General features: G+C 67.6%; 16 protein-coding genes. 11 read left to right on the top strand and 5 right to left on the bottom strand.

Annotation, left to right across the window (positions count from 1 at the left end):
• Positions 1-76: 76 nt before the first annotated feature.
• Genes J3E61_RS18995 through ptsP form a run of 4 tightly spaced genes read left to right on the top strand, consistent with a single transcriptional unit; the run spans position 77 to position 4,921 of the window.
• On the top strand, positions 77-838 hold the full coding sequence (locus J3E61_RS18995) for an aquaporin family protein (RefSeq protein ID WP_210084574.1): 762 nt from the start codon (positions 77-79) through the stop codon (positions 836-838).
• An 11-nt stretch (positions 839-849) separates the two neighbouring features.
• Positions 850-1,848: a dihydroxyacetone kinase subunit DhaK gene (dhaK, locus tag J3E61_RS18990; protein WP_210084573.1), complete on the top strand. Its 999-nt coding sequence runs from the start codon at positions 850-852 to the stop codon at positions 1,846-1,848.
• Complete coding sequence (dhaL, locus tag J3E61_RS18985; RefSeq protein ID WP_210084572.1) at positions 1,849-2,481, top strand: dihydroxyacetone kinase subunit L; 633 nt, start codon at positions 1,849-1,851, stop codon at positions 2,479-2,481.
• A gap of 4 nt (positions 2,482-2,485) precedes the next feature.
• The gene (ptsP, locus tag J3E61_RS18980; RefSeq protein WP_210084571.1) at positions 2,486-4,921 is read left to right on the top strand and encodes a phosphoenolpyruvate--protein phosphotransferase; all 2,436 of its coding nucleotides are present in this window, start codon (positions 2,486-2,488) and stop codon (positions 4,919-4,921) included.
• 49 nt (positions 4,922-4,970) lie between these two features.
• Here ptsP and J3E61_RS18975 read toward each other — a convergent pair whose 3' ends face one another.
• The gene (locus J3E61_RS18975; protein WP_210084570.1) at positions 4,971-5,333 is read right to left on the bottom strand and encodes a hypothetical protein; all 363 of its coding nucleotides are present in this window, start codon (positions 5,331-5,333) and stop codon (positions 4,971-4,973) included.
• 192 nt (positions 5,334-5,525) lie between these two features.
• Between J3E61_RS18975 and J3E61_RS18970 the strand changes: the two genes are divergently transcribed.
• Together J3E61_RS18970 and J3E61_RS18965 are read left to right on the top strand one after the other, a co-directional pair.
• Entirely contained in the window at positions 5,526-5,810 is a 285-nt protein-coding gene (locus J3E61_RS18970) for a hypothetical protein (RefSeq protein ID WP_192721488.1), read from the top strand.
• Positions 5,810-6,208 (top strand): PASTA domain-containing protein, encoded by a 399-nt coding sequence (locus J3E61_RS18965; RefSeq protein WP_210084569.1) that lies wholly within the window; start codon positions 5,810-5,812, stop codon positions 6,206-6,208. The genes J3E61_RS18970 and J3E61_RS18965 overlap by 1 nt, the downstream gene beginning before the upstream one ends.
• On the opposite strand, the gene J3E61_RS18960 is transcribed toward J3E61_RS18965, so the two are convergent.
• The 4 genes from J3E61_RS18960 to J3E61_RS18945 all read right to left on the bottom strand — a co-directional run bounded on the left by J3E61_RS18960 (position 6,205) and on the right by J3E61_RS18945 (position 8,740).
• Positions 6,205-6,738, bottom strand: a complete 534-nt coding sequence (locus tag J3E61_RS18960) for a TetR family transcriptional regulator (RefSeq protein ID WP_192721490.1) — start codon at positions 6,736-6,738, stop codon at positions 6,205-6,207. The two genes, J3E61_RS18965 and J3E61_RS18960, sit on opposite strands and share 4 nt — an antisense overlap.
• On the bottom strand, positions 6,722-7,165 hold the full coding sequence (locus J3E61_RS18955) for an SRPBCC family protein (protein ID WP_192721491.1): 444 nt from the start codon (positions 7,163-7,165) through the stop codon (positions 6,722-6,724). Before J3E61_RS18955 ends, J3E61_RS18960 begins: the two co-directional genes overlap by 17 nt.
• Before the next feature lie 18 nt (positions 7,166-7,183).
• Positions 7,184-7,870 carry a hypothetical protein gene (locus tag J3E61_RS18950; RefSeq protein WP_192721492.1) on the bottom strand — a complete coding sequence of 229 codons (687 nt, stop codon included), beginning with the start codon at positions 7,868-7,870 and terminating at the stop codon, positions 7,184-7,186.
• A gap of 84 nt (positions 7,871-7,954) precedes the next feature.
• Positions 7,955-8,740: a helix-turn-helix domain-containing protein gene (locus tag J3E61_RS18945; protein WP_192721493.1), complete on the bottom strand. Its 786-nt coding sequence runs from the start codon at positions 8,738-8,740 to the stop codon at positions 7,955-7,957.
• A 117-nt stretch (positions 8,741-8,857) separates the two neighbouring features.
• Here J3E61_RS18945 and J3E61_RS18940 point away from each other — a divergent pair, with 117 nt between their 5' ends.
• Genes J3E61_RS18940 through hutH form a run of 5 tightly spaced genes read left to right on the top strand, consistent with a single transcriptional unit; the run spans position 8,858 to position 15,819 of the window.
• Positions 8,858-10,519: a urocanate hydratase gene (locus tag J3E61_RS18940; RefSeq protein WP_210084568.1), complete on the top strand. Its 1,662-nt coding sequence runs from the start codon at positions 8,858-8,860 to the stop codon at positions 10,517-10,519.
• A complete protein-coding gene (locus J3E61_RS18935; protein WP_210084567.1) occupies positions 10,516-11,742 on the top strand; it encodes an allantoate amidohydrolase in 1,227 nt (408 codons plus the stop codon). The genes J3E61_RS18940 and J3E61_RS18935 overlap by 4 nt, the downstream gene beginning before the upstream one ends.
• On the top strand, positions 11,739-13,085 hold the full coding sequence (locus tag J3E61_RS18930) for a formimidoylglutamate deiminase (RefSeq protein WP_210084566.1): 1,347 nt from the start codon (positions 11,739-11,741) through the stop codon (positions 13,083-13,085). Before J3E61_RS18935 ends, J3E61_RS18930 begins: the two co-directional genes overlap by 4 nt.
• The gene (locus J3E61_RS18925) at positions 13,082-14,278 is read left to right on the top strand and encodes an imidazolonepropionase (protein ID WP_210084565.1); all 1,197 of its coding nucleotides are present in this window, start codon (positions 13,082-13,084) and stop codon (positions 14,276-14,278) included. Before J3E61_RS18930 ends, J3E61_RS18925 begins: the two co-directional genes overlap by 4 nt.
• Positions 14,272-15,819: a histidine ammonia-lyase gene (gene hutH / locus J3E61_RS18920; RefSeq protein ID WP_210085620.1), complete on the top strand. Its 1,548-nt coding sequence runs from the start codon at positions 14,272-14,274 to the stop codon at positions 15,817-15,819. The genes J3E61_RS18925 and hutH overlap by 7 nt, the downstream gene beginning before the upstream one ends.
• Positions 15,820-15,822: the final 3 nt, after the last annotated feature.

Raw genomic sequence — 15,822 nt, 5'->3', positions numbered from 1 at the left:
TATGTTCCAGATCACATTCGACATTATCGAATGCTATCCGAGATAGTCGACAACCACACGGTCTCAGGAGAACGTCATGGACGAACCTTCGCTCACCCAGAAACTCGCGGCCGAGGCATTCGGCACCGCCTTCCTGGTCTTCATCGGCGTGGGGTCCGTGCCCGCCACGATCATCGTCAACGGCGACGCGCCGTTCACCATGGCCGACCTCGGCATGATCTCGTTCGCGTTCGCCACCGTGGTGGTGGCGACGATCTACGCGTTGGGGCACATCTCCGGAAACCACATCAACCCCGCGGTCACGCTCGGCCTCGCCGCCACCGGCAAGTTCCCGTGGTCGCGCGTGCCGGCCTACATCGCCGCGCAGGTCGTCGGCGCGATCGTCGGGGCGGCCGCGATCATCGGGGTGCTCGGCACCGCCGCCCGCAACGCCGGCCTGGGCGTAGCCACCTATTCGAGCAACGTCAGTGCAGTACAGGCCTTTTTCGCCGAATTCGTGGGTACGTTCATTCTCGTGTTCACCGTCTTCGGCGTGATACACCGCAAGGCCTCGGCGGGATTCGCCGGTGTCGCCATCGGTTTGGTGGTGTTCGCGGCGATCATCCCGGTGGCGCCCACCACGGGCGCATCGATCAACCCAGCCCGCACCGTCGGCCCGATGCTCGTCCAGCAGATCGCGGGTGGCTCGGTTTCATGGAGTCAATTGCCGGTCTATCTCGCAGCCGAGTGCCTGGCCGGTGTCCTTGCCGGAGTCGCCTACGTCGCGATTTCCAGGACGAGGGCCGACGAATCACCCGCGCCCGTTGCCGTACCCGCGACCAGCACCACCGCCGCCTGAGGAGTCCGGACATGAAGAAGCTCATCAATGATCCCGCCGACGTCATCAGTGAGGCCCTGCGCGGGATGGCCATCGCGCACCCCGAATTACGGATCGACCAGGCAAACCGGATCATCTACCGCGGCGACGCACCGGTCTCGGGCAAGGTGGGGCTGATCTCCGGTGGCGGCTCCGGCCACGAACCGCTGCATGGTGGCTTCGTCGGGAAGGGAATGCTCGACGCGGCTTGTGCCGGTGAGGTTTTCACCTCTCCCGTGCCCGACCAGATGCTCGAAGCCACGAAGAACGTCGACGGCGGCGCGGGCGTGCTTCACATCGTCAAGAACTACACCGGCGACGTGATGAACTTCGAGATGGCCGCGGAACTGGCCGACGCCGAGGGCATCACCGTCGAATCGGTGGTCGTCGACGACGACGTGGCCGTGCAGGACAGCACCTTCACCGCGGGCCGACGCGGTGTCGGGGCGACGGTGCTTGTCGAAAAGATCGCGGGCGCCGCCGCGGACCAGGGTCGGACGCTGGCCGAGGTCGCGGAAGTCGCGCGCCGCGTCAACGCCGCCTCGCGCAGCATGGGCGTCGCGCTGACATCGTGCACGGTACCGGCGGTCGGCCATCCGACCTTCGACCTGTCCGACACCGAAATAGAGGTTGGCATCGGCATTCACGGCGAACCGGGTCGGCAACGCATGCCCATGCAGTCCGCCCGGGCGGTGGCCGAGCTCATGCTCGACCCGGTGCTGACCGACCTCGACTTCTCGGGCGATGACGGCGTGGTGCTATTAGTCAACAGCATGGGCGCCACCCCGTTGATCGAGCTCTACGTCATGTATTCGGAGTTCGCCGCAATCCTCGACAAGGCCGGCGTCAGGATCGCCCGTTCGCTGGTGGGTCCATACATCACCAGCCTCGACATGGCTGGCTGCTCGGTCACGCTGCTGCGCGCGGACGACGAGCTGTTGCGGCTGTGGGATCACCCCGTCAACACGCCTGCGCTGCGGAGGGGATGCTGAATGGATCTCGCCCAGCTCACCGTATGGATCCGTGAATACGCGCGCGTGGTCAGTGAAAACGCCCAATTCCTCACCGATCTCGACGCGGCCATCGGCGACGCCGACCACGGCATCAACATGGATCGCGGCATGACGGCGGTACTCGCCGCGCTGGACGAAGCCACGCCTGCCGACACATCCGCGCTGTGCAAGCAGGTCGGCATGACACTGGTGAAGTCGGTCGGTGGCGCCAGCGGTCCGCTGTACGGCACGTTCTTCCTTCGGATGGCAGGTGCCCTCGGCGCGGACGACGGCGCCGACGCGGCGGGCTTCGCGAAAGCGCTGCGCGCCGGCGTCGAGGGCGTGGTGCAGCGTGGTCGTGCCGAAGCAGGCGACAAGACGATGTTCGATGCGCTCGCACCGGCGCTCGACGCACTTGACACCGCGCTGGCATCCGGCAGCAGTCTGGCCGTCGCACTCGTCGACGCCACCGCAGCAGCCGAAAAAGGCCGCGACGCAACCGAATCGATGGTTGCCCGGAAGGGTCGCGCCAGCTACTTAGGGCAACGCAGCGTCGGCCATGTGGATCCAGGCGCGACATCCGCGGCCATGCTGATCGCCGCCGCCGCGTCGGCGTACGCCACCGGTGGGTGACGCCATGACAGTCGGACTCGTCGTCGTCTCGCACAGCAGGGCCTTGGCCCGCGCCGCGGTTGCGCTGGCCCAAGAGATGTTGCACGGCAAGCAGATTCGCATCGCGATCGCTGCCGGCCTTGACGAGACCACATTCGGCACCGATGCCGCGCAGATCGTCGACGCCATCACTGCAGCTGATCAAGGCAGCGGTGTCGTGGTGCTGATGGATCTCGGCAGCGCAGTCCTCTCCGCTGAGCTCGCGCTCGAGTTGCTCGAGGACGCTGTGAGCGAGCGGGTTGTCTTGTGCCCTGCTCCCCTCGTCGAGGGGTTGGTGGTCGCCGCGGTCGCCGCGGCCAGTGGCGCGTCTAGCGAGGAAGTCGCCGCCGAAGCCGCCGGCGCCCTGGCCGGAAAGATCGGCCACTTGGGCACGGCCACTGTCACGGAGGCGTCGGTGGTGGCCAGTGACCAGCCTGACGAATTGACGGCGCGCTTCGTTGTCACCAATCCACACGGCTTGCACGCCCGGCCCGCCGCGCGACTGGTTCAGGAAGTGCGGCCACGCGACGCCCACGCGAGGATCCGAAACAATCGCACCCAGTCGGAATGGGTTGACGCAGGCAGTCTTTCGAAGATCGCCACGCTCGGCGTACGGTCCGGCGACGAGGTGGAGGTCCGGGTGTCTGGTACTCAGGCCGTCGAGACCCTCGACCACATCCTGGCACTGGCTGCCCGCAACTTCGACGAGTCGACGGTCGACACGGCACCCGCACCGGAGCCCACTGCCAGACAAGCGCCCATCGGCGCTGCTCCTGGGCTGGGCATCGGGCCGGCATGGACCGCCCGATCCGGCGTCATCACCATCCCGGACACGCCCGCCGAAGAACCGGCCGTGGAATGGCGTCGGCTCGGCAAGGCGATCGCGGCGGTGCGACGCAACATCGGCCAGTTGCGGACCCGTACCGCGCGTGACGTCGGTGAGGCCGAGGCGGCGATTTTCGATGCGCATCAACTTCTGCTCGACGACGCGGCGCTGCTCGACGACGTGCGGGGCCGGATCGACACCGGCGACTCCGCCGTGGTGGCGTGGTCAGCCGGGGTCAAAGATCTGACCGCCGCGTTTGCGGCGGTGCCGGACCCTTACCTGCAGGCGCGCGCCGACGATGTGCGTGCGGTGGGCGATCAGGTTCTTCGCGCGATGCTGGGCACTGGCGAAAGATCAACAGGCCCAACGGGTGTGCTGGTGGCCGCCGACCTCACGCCTGCAGAGGCCGCCGAACTCGAACCGTCCCGAGTAGCCGCCGTGGTGCTGGCGTTCGGCAGCCCGCACGCCCACAACGTGATCCTGCTGCGCGCGAAGGGAATTCCCGTCGTCGTCGGCGCAGGCGCGGCAGTGCTGTCCATCGCCGATGGCACGGTCGTCGCGGTGGACGGCAGTCGTGGCGAGATCGTGATCGACCCGGCGCCGAGCGTCCGCGAGGACTTTCAGTCCAGAGTCGCCGCGCTTGCCCGGCGGCAGCGCGAGGCGCACGCTCGCGCTGCGGAGCCGGCACGCACACGCGACGGGGTGACGATCACGGTCGGCGCGAACGTCGGCTCGGTCGACGACGCCCGCGCGGCCGCCGCCCACGGGGCGGATTACGCGGGATTGGTCCGCACCGAGTTTCTGTTCCTCGGCAGACAGGACGCGCCGGACGTCGAGGAACAGGTCGCCGTCTACCGCAAGATCGCCGAATCATTGCAGGGGCGGCGAATCACCTTGCGAACTCTCGATGTCGGCGGCGACAAACCATTGGAATTCCTGCAGACGCCTGCCGAGATCAACCCTTATCTAGGCGTTCGCGGCATTCGGCTGTCGTTGACACACCCGGCGTTGTTGACCGACCAGTTGTTGGCGATGGTGCGGGTCGCCCACGACACGCCCATCAGCATCATGTTCCCGATGGTCGCCACCCTCGACGAATTATTCGCGGCGCGTGAGCTTTTGGAGGACGCAGTCACCCGCGCAGGGGGACGTCCCGCCGGTTTGCAGGTTGGCATGATGGTCGAGGTGCCCGCCGCGGCGCTGAAGGCCGAGGCCTTCGCCCGCCACGTCGACTTCTTGTCGATCGGCACCAACGATCTGACGCAGTACGCACTTGCTGCCGATCGCAACAACGACGCGGTCGCCTCGATCGGCGACACGTTTGATCCCGGCCTGCTGCAACTGATTCGGGCAACGTGTCGCGGCGCGGCGGGCCAAGCCTCGGTGTCCGTGTGCGGCGAGTTCGCAGCCGATGAAAGGGCAGCGGCGCTGCTGGTGGGCATGGGCGTCGATGCGCTGTCCGTCACTCCCCCCGCCATCCCGGCGACGAAGGAGGCCGTGCGCGCTGTGAACACCGTTGAGGCGCAACGAATCGCAGCAGAGGCGATCGCAAGCGACAGCGCGGCAGCCGTACGTGCGCTTCTTGGCGGCAACTGAACACAGAACGGCCGCCCCGCGAAGGCGAGGCGGCCGCTCTGTAAGCCGGTTACAGCGTCTGGAAGCTACCGTTCCACCAGACACCCCACGCGTTGAGCTCCGTGTTCCAGCTGACTGGCAGCCACGGCGCCCAGGACGGTGGTGGCGGAGCCGGCGGGGCCCATACAGGCACGACCGCGTCCTGCGACCCCGGTCCAGCGTGGCCAGGAGGCGGCATGTAGCCCTGTCCAGGCGGGAGCGGGTTGCCCGGCGCACCGGCATTGACACCAGGCCCGTCCGCTGCCGGAGTCGGCCACGGTGGCGGTGTCGGGAACGGCGGATCGGCCTGTGCCAACCCTGCTCCGAACCCTGCCGCGGCGATGCTCATCACACCGATCAGGGTTGCCTTGGCCGCGGTTGTTTTGAGCTTCATACTTCTCCTTCGATCGGCGCGCCAACGACGTGCGCGGGCACGCTGGTCAGGACTGACCCCCCGAGCGCATAGGGCTACCCACCGGTCCCCGAGGGCTAAACCCCTCGACAGAAATGTGTGACTGACGCGTAAATCAGTGAGCTCACAGAAGCGATTCAGTGATCCCTACGAATACGGCGCGACTATCCCCTTATGAACACGAAACGAACGCCGACCAGTCGTCGCGGTGTGAAGTTGATAGGAGCGGCGTGCGCCGCAACAGCAGTAGTCGGAGCGGGCATCTTCACCGTGGCCCTCGATAACAGTGGTGGAACCCACACCAGCACGCTGGCCGGATCCGGTGACGCACCGACCAATACGGTCTACGTCCAGCCGTCGGTTTCGGCGATGACCATGGGGGCGACAGCCACGTTCACCACACCCACCACAGTGGAGCCGACGACCGAAGCGGTCCCGCCGGTCAAGGCAGGCTCCTGATGGGCACACGTGCTGTCCTCGGTGTAGGCGGGGCAGCGACAGCCCTTGCCATGCTTGCCATTTCGGGCAGCGCCGTGGCCTCGGCCGCCACTGACGTGACGGGACAGAAGTACTCCGACGCTCAGAGTGCACTCAGCAGCGCCGGGTTCAAACCTGTGGTGGTATCGACCGTCGGCGACCAAAAGGCATGGCCAGACTGCATTGTCACGCGCACGCAGAAGCGCACGGTGCAGCCACCCGCCGACAGCAGCGGCTCGGCAACCAGTGAAATGCTTGTCTCGCTGAACTGCGACGCGGGCGTCGCCTCGGCCACCTCACCCGGGAATTCGGCTGCCAGTCCAGAAGGTAAGGCCGCTGCCGCCGCGGCTGCTCAGCAGTCGAGCGGGGGTTCGAGCTAGCCAGACCCGCGTCGAATCAGGTCGACGAAGGCCTGCGCTGCGGCATCGACACCCGCGTGATCATCGGTGCCGACGAGGTCGAGCAGCAGGCCGCGCATGACGGCTAAACCCAGGCGTACCAATGCCGGATCTGCTGCGCCGGCTTCAGCGAGCCACGCCTCGACCGCACCCGGCAGCATCTGGTCGAACGGCCGCTCACCCTGTGCGCCGCGCGCATAGCACTCGAAGAACAGTCGCTCGAATGGGCGCAATTCGTCTCGGCGAAGGTCGGCCCACATGGCCGCCATTGCCGCGGCCGGCTCGCTCGGCAACTCAGGCAACAGGGCTCGCTGGCGACGCTCGACCTCGTCGACGATCGCGAGCAACAGCTCATCGCGTGAGCCGAAGTGGTGCAACAGCATTCGGTGACTCGTGCCCACCGCGGCCGCGACGTCGCGCAACGACCGGTCACCGATGCCGCGCTCCGCGCACTCCTTGACCACCGCGTCGAGCAGCTCCTGGCGCCGTTCGAGGTCAGGCGGTCGGGCCATCGACGCGCCGGTGCTCGCTTGCGGCCTTGAGGCCTGCCGCCTCCAAATCCAGGTAGCGCCTTGTCATTCCACGCATGAGCAACCCCACCAGGGCACCGAGCGGTCCGCGCTGATCGAGCTGCTGTCGGACTTGGGTCCGAATGTCGGACTCGGCAGTGACGTCGTGGCGGGCCACGGTGCGGCCGCCCGGCGAGCGCTGCACCCAGGTCCACGACGAGCCCGGCACGAGTTCGGTGACCTCCCAGACGAGCTTCGGCATGCGTGGTTGCTTGATCTCGAACCGCTTGCCGACCGCGAGCCCGGGCCCGTCAAGCGCGACGATCCGGGTGACCGACGCCGTCCATTCGGGCCAGCGCTCGACGTCGCTGAACACTTCCCAGACGACATCGGCCGGCGCATCGATCGCAACGCCGCAATCGGTAATCATGTACCAAATGGTACATGATTACCCAAGCCCTCGATAGTGGTCCAGCCAGTCGTTCAGTAGATTGACCACGTCGAACAAGGACCGGTCCCAATGGCCCGTGATCACGCCGTCCGCCCTGGTTCCGTCCCTGCTGACCAGGCCGCCGAACAGCCGGGGCGCTCCGGCGTGATGCCCCGGGGTGCACTCGAAGCCAACGTAGAACCTCGGACGTCGGCCCTGGCTGGCCTTGAAGGCGTCGAACCACGTCTTCGGGGGGTCCACCACTGCGGCGCTGGTCTGACCCCGCTCCGCAACGAGCATGAACTGGTTGACCTGGTGCCAGCCATAACGACGGGGGACGAATATCCGATCGTTGACCTCGAAACCCGTCGGTGTCAGCCGCAGCATCCATGTCCGCCGCAGACGCCTCCACCAGAGCAAGTACGCGCGGGTGGTGAACCAAACCAACAGCGACGACACCGCCAGCCACGCAAGCGCGGAACCGGCGACGGGAAGCCATCTCGTCTCGTTATGTATCAGGATCAAGTTCCCCCAGCCCCGACCCGCGAGCACCATGAGCTGGTTCACGGCAAGGAACAACAACCACAAACAGCCTGCGGTGAAAATGCACAACACAGGAGCGAACGCGACGACGCCCCGGCGGCTGACCCCGAATTGCCAGTTCAGCGGCGGGTAATACACGACGAGTTCTTGGTCCGGCTCCACATTGGCAATCATCGCGGCCGCGCAGACGCAAAGCTTCCTATTTTTGGCTGAACTCGAGCAGTTCGGCGTTGCCCAGCTCGTGCTTTAGAACCAGCCGTCCGGCGCGCGGCCGGATAGTGCCTGGGTCAGCTGTCGGGCCGCGCCGCGGACCGCGTCGACCAACACCGGCAGTGCGGTGTTCGGGCGGTCTTCACGACGGGTCGCGCTGAACGCCGCAACCGGACGGCCGGCGTGGTCGAATGCGCACGCCGCCACCGATTGCAGCCCCTCGGTGATCATGCCGGCCTCCTCGGCCCAGCCCTGCGCGCGTTCGGTCTGCAGGATCTGCCGAAGCTCTGCAAGGGAATTGGGCCCGCGTTCCGTGCGATGGATGAACGACGCCGACGACGGGAACAGCGCCCGCACCTGAGCCGCCGACAGATGCGCGAGGATCGAGCGACCGTTCGCGGTCAGATGCGCGGGCAGTCGTACGCCCACATCGGTCACCAGGGTGACCGGCACGCCCGCTGTCTGCGGTTGCTCCTTGAGCAGATAGACACTCTCTGCGCCGTAAAGGATTCCGAGATGTGCCGTCTCTCCGACGGCGGCGACCAAACGCTTGAGAATGGGCCGCGCGATGTGCTCCAGGGGCTGATGCCGCAGATACGCCGAACCCACCTCGAATGCCGAGACCCCAAGCGCGTACGCGCGCTGGTCGGGCAGATGCACGACGAACCCACGCTCGATCAGCACCTCGAGCAAGTGATACGCCGACGACCGCGGCATCCCGATATCCCGGATCAACGCCGAACCCTGCACGGGCCCCGGCCGCGACGCAAGGTGGAGCAGCACATCGAGGGCCCGCCCGACTGCTGGTGACGTGCTGGACACGGCGCACCTCCTTGAATCTCGGATACGAGACACTATCGCCGGGTTCTCCCTACCGCAATGGGCGCAGGTGCGGTGTTCTGGAAGCACACCGAGTTTGACCAGCGAAAAGGAACCACCATGACCTCCACCGCGCGCCTCGTGCGGGCCCCCCGCGGCACCGAGTTGTCCTGTAAAGGTTGGCAACAGGAGGCCGCGCTGCGAATGCTGATGAACAACCTCGACCCTGAGGTGGCCGAGCACCCCGAGGATCTCGTCGTCTACGGCGGCACCGGCAAGGCCGCGCGCAGCTGGGAGGCCTTCGACGCGATCGTGCGGACGCTGCGCAACCTCGAGAACGACGAGACCATGCTGGTGCAGTCGGGCAAGCCGGTCGGCGTGTTCCGCACCAACGAGTGGGCACCCCGCGTGCTGATCGCGAACTCGAATCTCGTTGGCGACTGGGCAAATTGGGAGCAGTTCCGCAAGCTCGAGGCCGAGGGCCTGATGATGTACGGCCAGATGACCGCGGGCTCGTGGATCTACATCGGCACCCAAGGCATCTTGCAGGGGACATACGAGACCTTCGGTGCGATCGCGAAGAAGAAGTTCGGCGGCACACTGGCAGGCACGATCACGCTGACCGCGGGCCTTGGTGGCATGGGCGGCGCGCAGCCGCTGGCCGTCACGATGAACGACGGTGTGGCGATCTGCGTTGACTGCGACGAGTCCCGCATCGACCGACGAATCGAACACCGCTACCTCGACGCCAAGGCCGCCGACATCGACGACGCGCTGCGGCTGGCGGTCGAGGCCCGCGACGCCAAGCGGCCGCTGTCGATCGGCCTGTTGGGCAACGCCGCCGAGGTGCTGCCCGAACTGCTGCGCCGCGACGCCCCGATCGACATCGTCACCGACCAGACCTCCGCGCATGACCCACTGAGCTACCTGCCCATCGGCATCGACTTCGACGACATGAAGAAGATGGCCGACAAGGATCCCGTCTACTTCACCGAGCAGGCCCAGCAGTCGATGGCCAAGCACGTCGCCGCAATGGTCGGCTTCAAAGACCGCGGCGCCGAGGTGTTCGACTACGGCAACTCCATCCGCGACGAAGCCCGAAAAGCCGGATACGACCGGGCATTCGACTTCCCCGGCTTCGTGCCCGCCTACATCAGGCCGCAATTCGAAGAAGGACTCGGGCCGTTCCGCTGGGCGGCACTTTCGGGTGATCCGAAGGACATTGAGGCCACCGACCGGGCGATCCTCGAGCTGTTCCCCGACAACAAGCACCTCACCCGCTGGATCGAGATGGCCGGCGAGAAGGTCACGTTCCAGGGCTTGCCCGCACGCATCTGCTGGCTCGGCTACGGCGAACGCCATCTTGCCGGACTGAAGTTCAATGAGATGGTGGCATCCGGTGAACTGTCCGCGCCGATCGTGATCGGCCGCGACCACCTCGACTCCGGCTCGGTCGCATCCCCGTACCGCGAGACCGAGGCGATGCTCGACGGCTCCGACGCGATCGCCGACTGGCCGCTGCTAAACGCCTTGGTCAACACCGCCTCCGGCGCTACATGGGTGTCGATCCACCACGGCGGCGGCGTCGGGATGGGCCGCTCCATCCACGCGGGTCAGGTGACGGTGGCCGACGGCAGCGACCTGGCCGCGCAGAAACTCGCGCGAGTGCTGACCAACGACCCCGGCATGGGCGTGATCCGCCACGTCGACGCCGGCTACGAACATGCGGCCGAAGTCGCCGCCGAACGCGGTGTGCGAATTCCCATGCAGGAGAACGTGTGACGGCCTTTGACAGGCTCTGGCCGCAGATCCTCGACGTCGGCAGGCACCCCGCGACCGGGGGCTACCGCCGCTTCGCATGGTCGGATGCCGATCTGGCCTTGCGCGAATGGTTCGCCGGCTGCGCCGCCCAGCGCGGCATGGATGTTGAAGAGGACCGCAACGGCAACCTGTGGGCGTGGTGGATGCCGCCGGGCTGGTCCGGCGACCCGAGCGATGCCTTCGTCACCGGCTCACACCTGGATTCGGTGCCCGACGGCGGCGCCTTCGACGGGCCGCTCGGTGTGGCGTCCGCGTTCGCGGCCATCGACATCGTCCGCGAACGCGGTGTCGTACCAAAGGTTCCCGTCGCGGTCACCGCATTCTCCGACGAAGAGGGCGCCCGCTTCGGCGTCGCATGCATCGGCTCGCAACTGTCCACCGGCGCGTTGAGCGCCGAGCGTGCGCGTGGGCTGCGCGATGTGCACGGCATGACATTGGATGAGGCGATGACGAAGGCGGGCAGGCGGCCCGACCACCTCGGCACCGATCCCCGGCTGACCAAACGCGTCGGTGTCTTCGTCGAACTTCACGTGGAACAGGGCCGTGCGCTGGATCTCGTCGACCGCCCGATCGCCGTCGCATCGGCCATCTGGCCGCACGGCCGCTGGCAGTTCACGTTCTGCGGCGAGGCTAACCACGCGGGCACCACCCGGTTGCCCGACCGGCGCGACCCGATGCTTGCATTCGCCTCGTCGGTCCATTCCGCACGGTCGGCCGCGGCCGCCCACGACGCGGTGGCGACATTCGGCAAGGTGATCGTTGCACCCAACGGGGCCAACGCGATTCCGTCGTCGGTGCATGCGTGGCTGGATGCCAGGGCAGCGGACGAGGCGACGCTGCGGTCGCTGGTCGACAAGATCACGGCCGAGGCCCGGCAGCACGCCGCTGCCGACGGCATCGAACTCGGCGTCGATGCCGAATCGGTCACCCCGATCGTCGAGTTTCCCGAGGGCCCGCGGGCGCGGCTGCAGCAGGCGCTGGCCCACCTCGGCGACATACCGGTGTTGCCAACGCAGGCGGGCCACGATGCAGGCATCCTTTCCGCGGTCGTGCCGACGGCAATGTTGTTCGTACGCAATCCAACCGGGGTTTCGCACTCCCCCGACGAATTTGCCGAGGCGTCTGACTGCAACACCGGAGCGGTGGCGTTGGCCGACGTCATGGCCGACTGGGTGGCATCGTGACCGAGGCGTGGTGGTGTGAGCATGCCTGGCTCGGCGATGACGACGTGGCGCATGGCGTCCAGGTCACCGTTGCCGACGGCCGCATCACGGCGATCGACACCGACACCACCGCGCGACCCGACGCGCACCGGCTGCGCGGGCTTGTCATTCCCGGCCTGGCCAACGCGCATTCGCATGCGTTTCATCGAGCGTTGCGCAGCCGCACCCAACAGGATCGCGGATCGTTTTGGACCTGGCGTGATCTGATGTACCGCGCGGCCGAGCGGCTCAACCCCGATCGGTACCGCCGCCTGACGCGCGCGGTGTACGCCGAGATGGCGCTCGCAGGAATCACCTCCGTCGGCGAGTTTCACTACGTGCACCACGACAACGGCGGCACCCGATATACCGAACCCAACGCGATGGGACACGCCGTCATCGCCGGCGCGGCCGACGCCGGCATCCGCCTGACCCTGCTCGACACCTGTTATCTGAGTTCCGCGCCGGACGGCACACCGCTGGCCGGCCCACAGCAGCGATTCGGCGACGGGACCGGCGACCAGTGGGCCGGCCGCGTCGAGGCGCTGCGACAGCAGGTAGACGATCAGCACGTTCTGGTCGGTGCTGCGCTGCATTCCGTACGGGGCGTTCCCGTCGAGCACATGGGCGCTGTCGTGGAATGGGCTGCGGTGCACGGTGTTCCATTGCATGTGCATTCCTCAGAGCAGATCCGTGAGGTCGAGCAATGCCTCGCGGTACACGGTCGCACGCCGACCGCGGTGCTTCGCGATGCCGGCGCCTTGGGACCGCGGACGACTGCCGTGCACGCCACCCACCTCACCGCTGAGGACATCGCCGACATGGACGCGACGTCGACCGGCGCGTGCTTCTGCCCCACCACCGAACGTGACCTCGGCGACGGCATCGGCCCGGCGCCCGCGCTCTTGGCCGGGCACGGACTGTTCTGCCTGGGCTCCGACAGCCACGCCGTGATCGATCTGTTCGAAGAGGCGCGCGCCGTCGAACTGAACGAACGTCTCGCCTCCCACACCCGCGGCGCCATCACCGCCGACCGACTGCTGCGCGCCGCCACCTACGACGGCCACCGCAGTCTGGGCTGGGCCGACGCCGGCGAGCTGAAGGTCGGCTCCCGTGCGGATCTCGTTGCCGTACAGCTGGATTCGGTCCGGACAGCGGGCGGTGGTGCGACCGCCGAAACCGCGGTGTTCGCCGCGGCCGCACCCGACGTGACCGATGTGGTGGTCGACGGCCGCGCCGTGGTCGTCGACCGCAAACACGTCGCCGTACCCAATGTCGAGGCCGAACTCTGTACGGCCATCGCCGACCTGATGGATGCCCGATGACTGTCCTGTACACCGACATCGGCGAGCTGGTCACCAACGATCCCGCGAACGCCGACGGCGATCCGCTCGGCATCATCTCCGACGCTGCCCTGATCGTCGATGGCCGGCAGATTGCCTGGGTGGGCCAACGTTCGGCGGCCCCCGACGCCGACGAGCGGGTCAGCTGCGGCGAGGCCAGCGTGATCCCCGGATTTGTCGACAGCCATTCCCATCTGGTGTTCGCGGGCGAACGGTCGGCGGAGTTCGCAGCGCGGATGAGCGGTGAACCATATGGCGCGGGCGGGATCGCGTCGACGGTCACCGCCACCCGCAAGGCCGACGACGCCACCCTGCTCGCCGGTGTCGAGCGGCTGGCAGAAGAGCTGCTGGCTGCGGGCGTCACCACGTTCGAATGCAAGAGCGGCTACGGGCTGACCGTCGAAGACGAGGCCCGCTGTCTGCGGATCGCCAAAGCCGTCACCGACGAGACGACATTCCTTGGCGCGCACGTCGTTCCGTCGGAGTTCCGCGACGACCGCGCGGCGTACATCGACATGGTCACCGGCCCGATGCTGCGGGCCTGCGCGCCACACGCCCGGTGGGTTGATGTGTTCTGCGACCGCGGCGCCTTCGACGTCGACGAGGCCCGACACATCCTCACCGAAGGAATGAAGGCCGGGCTCGTCGCGCGACTACACGCGGGCCAACTCGGGCCGAGCCCAGGCATCCAGCTCGCGGTGGAACTGGGTGCGGCGTCGGTGGATCACTGCACCTACGCCACCGACGAGGATGTCGAAGCGCTCGCGGCGGCGGCCGACACGACCGTCGCCACTCTGCTGCCTGGCGCCGAATTCTCGACGCGCGCACAGTATCCAGACGGTCGAAGATTGATCGACGCGGGGGCGACCGTCGCATTGGCGACCGACTGCAACCCCGGCAGCTCGTACACCACCAGCATGCCGTTCTGCATCGCGGTCGCGGTGCGGGACATGAACTTCACTCCGGCCCAAGCGTTGTGGGCGGCGACCGCAGGCGGCGCGGCGGCGTTGCGCCGCGAAGACGTCGGCGTCCTCGCCGTTGGGCGGCGGGCTGACTTCGTGGCGTTGGCCGCCCCGTCCTTCATCCATTTGGCGTACCGCCCGGGTGTGCCACTCGTCCGCGACGTTGTGCGAGCGGGCAAGCACCTGACCGAAAGAGTGGAGTCACGATCGTGAGTACCGAAACCGTCGTCGTGGGCGTCGGCCCCGTCAGTTTCGACGAGGTGGTCGCCGTCGCACGCGGCGGCGCCGCAGTGAGCCTCTCCGATGAGTCGCTGGACGTGATCGCCAAGAGCCGCGCCCGCATCGAGGAACTCGCGCACAACCCGAAGCCCGTCTACGGGGTGTCAACGGGATTCGGCGCACTTGCCACCCGACACATCCCGCTGGAACTGCGAACACAGTTGCAGCGCAGCCTGATTCGCTCACACGCCGCCGGTTCAGGCCCCGAGGTCGAGCCAGAGGTCGTCAGGGCCATGATGCTGCTGCGATTGTCGACCCTGGCCACCGGCCGAACCGGGGTGCGGCCCGAGGTGGCGCAGACGTACGCCGCGCTGCTCTCTGCGAACCTGACGCCCGTCGTCTACGAGTACGGCAGCCTCGGCTGCTCCGGCGACCTCGCCCCGCTCGCCCATGTCGCGCTGGCGGCCATCGGTGAAGGCCACGTGCGGACGGCCGACGGCGAACTGCTGCCCGCCGCCGACGCGCTGGCCCGCCACGGGATCGAACCGGTTGTGCTTGCCGAGAAGGAGGGGCTGGCACTGATCAACGGCACCGACGGCATGCTCGGCATGCTGGTGCTTGCGCTGCGAGACCTGGACGGGTTGCTGAAGCTGGCCGACGTCGCGGCGTCGATGAGCGTCGAGGGCCAACTCGGCACCACCCGGGTGTTCGCCGAGGACCTGCACGCCCTGCGGCCCCATCCGGGCCAGGCCGCCGCTGCCGCCAACATGCGCCGCGTGCTCGCCGACTCACCGATCGTGGCAAGCCACAGCGGCCCGGACTGCTCACTGGTGCAGGACGCGTACTCGCTGCGCTGTGCGCCCCAGGTCGCCGGCGCAGTGCGCGACACCGTCGAGCATGCTCGCACCGTCGCGGGCCGCGAATTGGCCAGCGCCGTGGACAACCCAGTCGTCACGCCGGACGGCCGGGTGGAATCGAACGGCAACTTCCACGGCGCCCCCATCGCGTATGTGCTGGACTTCCTCGCCATCGCGGTTGCCGACCTGGCCAGTATCAGCGAGCGTCGCACCGACCGATTCCTCGACGTCGCCCGCAGCCACGGCCTCAACCCGTTTCTGGCCGACGACCCCGGGGTGGACAGCGGCCACATGATCGCGCAGTACACCCAGGCCGCGATCGTCTCCGAGCTCAAGCGGCTCGCCAACCCGGCCAGTGTCGACTCGATCCCGTCGTCGGCGATGCAGGAAGACCACGTGTCGATGGGATGGTCGGCGGCGCGCAAGCTCCGCAGGGCCATCGACGGCCTGGCCCGCGTCCTGGCGATCGAGGTCTACACCGCCGCGCGCGGCATCGAGATGCGCGCCCCGTTGGCGGCATCGCCTGCGACCGCGGCGGTCATCGCCTCGGTCCGAGAATCCGTTCCAGGGCCGGGCACCGATCGGTACCTGGCGCCGGAGATCGACGCGGTCGTCGGTCTGGCGGCGTCGGGCGCGTTGGTCACTGCCGCCGAAGCGGTCGTCGGCCCGCTGGCCTGAGAA

It is taken from the genome of Mycobacterium sp. OAE908 (genome assembly GCF_017872775.1).
Lineage (GTDB): Bacteria > Actinomycetota > Actinomycetes > Mycobacteriales > Mycobacteriaceae > Mycobacterium.
Note: the sequence above shows the minus strand (reverse complement) of the source record. Positions and strands in the feature narration are given on the sequence as shown.

Excerpts from the sequence above, each read along its gene's own strand:
- J3E61_RS18955 (WP_192721491.1), bottom strand. The coding sequence starts at position 7,165 with ATGATTACCGATTGCGGCGTTGCGATCGATGCGCCGGCCGATGTCGTC.
- J3E61_RS18940 (WP_210084568.1), top strand. The coding sequence starts at position 8,858 with ATGACCTCCACCGCGCGCCTCGTGCGGGCCCCCCGCGGCACCGAGTTG.
- J3E61_RS18965 (WP_210084569.1), top strand. The coding sequence starts at position 5,810 with ATGGGCACACGTGCTGTCCTCGGTGTAGGCGGGGCAGCGACAGCCCTT.
- J3E61_RS18960 (WP_192721490.1), bottom strand. The coding sequence starts at position 6,738 with ATGGCCCGACCGCCTGACCTCGAACGGCGCCAGGAGCTGCTCGACGCG.
- J3E61_RS18925 (WP_210084565.1), top strand. The coding sequence starts at position 13,082 with ATGACTGTCCTGTACACCGACATCGGCGAGCTGGTCACCAACGATCCC.
- ptsP (WP_210084571.1), top strand. The coding sequence starts at position 2,486 with ATGACAGTCGGACTCGTCGTCGTCTCGCACAGCAGGGCCTTGGCCCGC.
- dhaK (WP_210084573.1), top strand. The coding sequence starts at position 850 with ATGAAGAAGCTCATCAATGATCCCGCCGACGTCATCAGTGAGGCCCTG.
- dhaL (WP_210084572.1), top strand. The coding sequence starts at position 1,849 with ATGGATCTCGCCCAGCTCACCGTATGGATCCGTGAATACGCGCGCGTG.
- J3E61_RS18995 (WP_210084574.1), top strand. The coding sequence starts at position 77 with ATGGACGAACCTTCGCTCACCCAGAAACTCGCGGCCGAGGCATTCGGC.
- J3E61_RS18970 (WP_192721488.1), top strand. The coding sequence starts at position 5,526 with ATGAACACGAAACGAACGCCGACCAGTCGTCGCGGTGTGAAGTTGATA.
- J3E61_RS18975 (WP_210084570.1), bottom strand. The coding sequence starts at position 5,333 with ATGAAGCTCAAAACAACCGCGGCCAAGGCAACCCTGATCGGTGTGATG.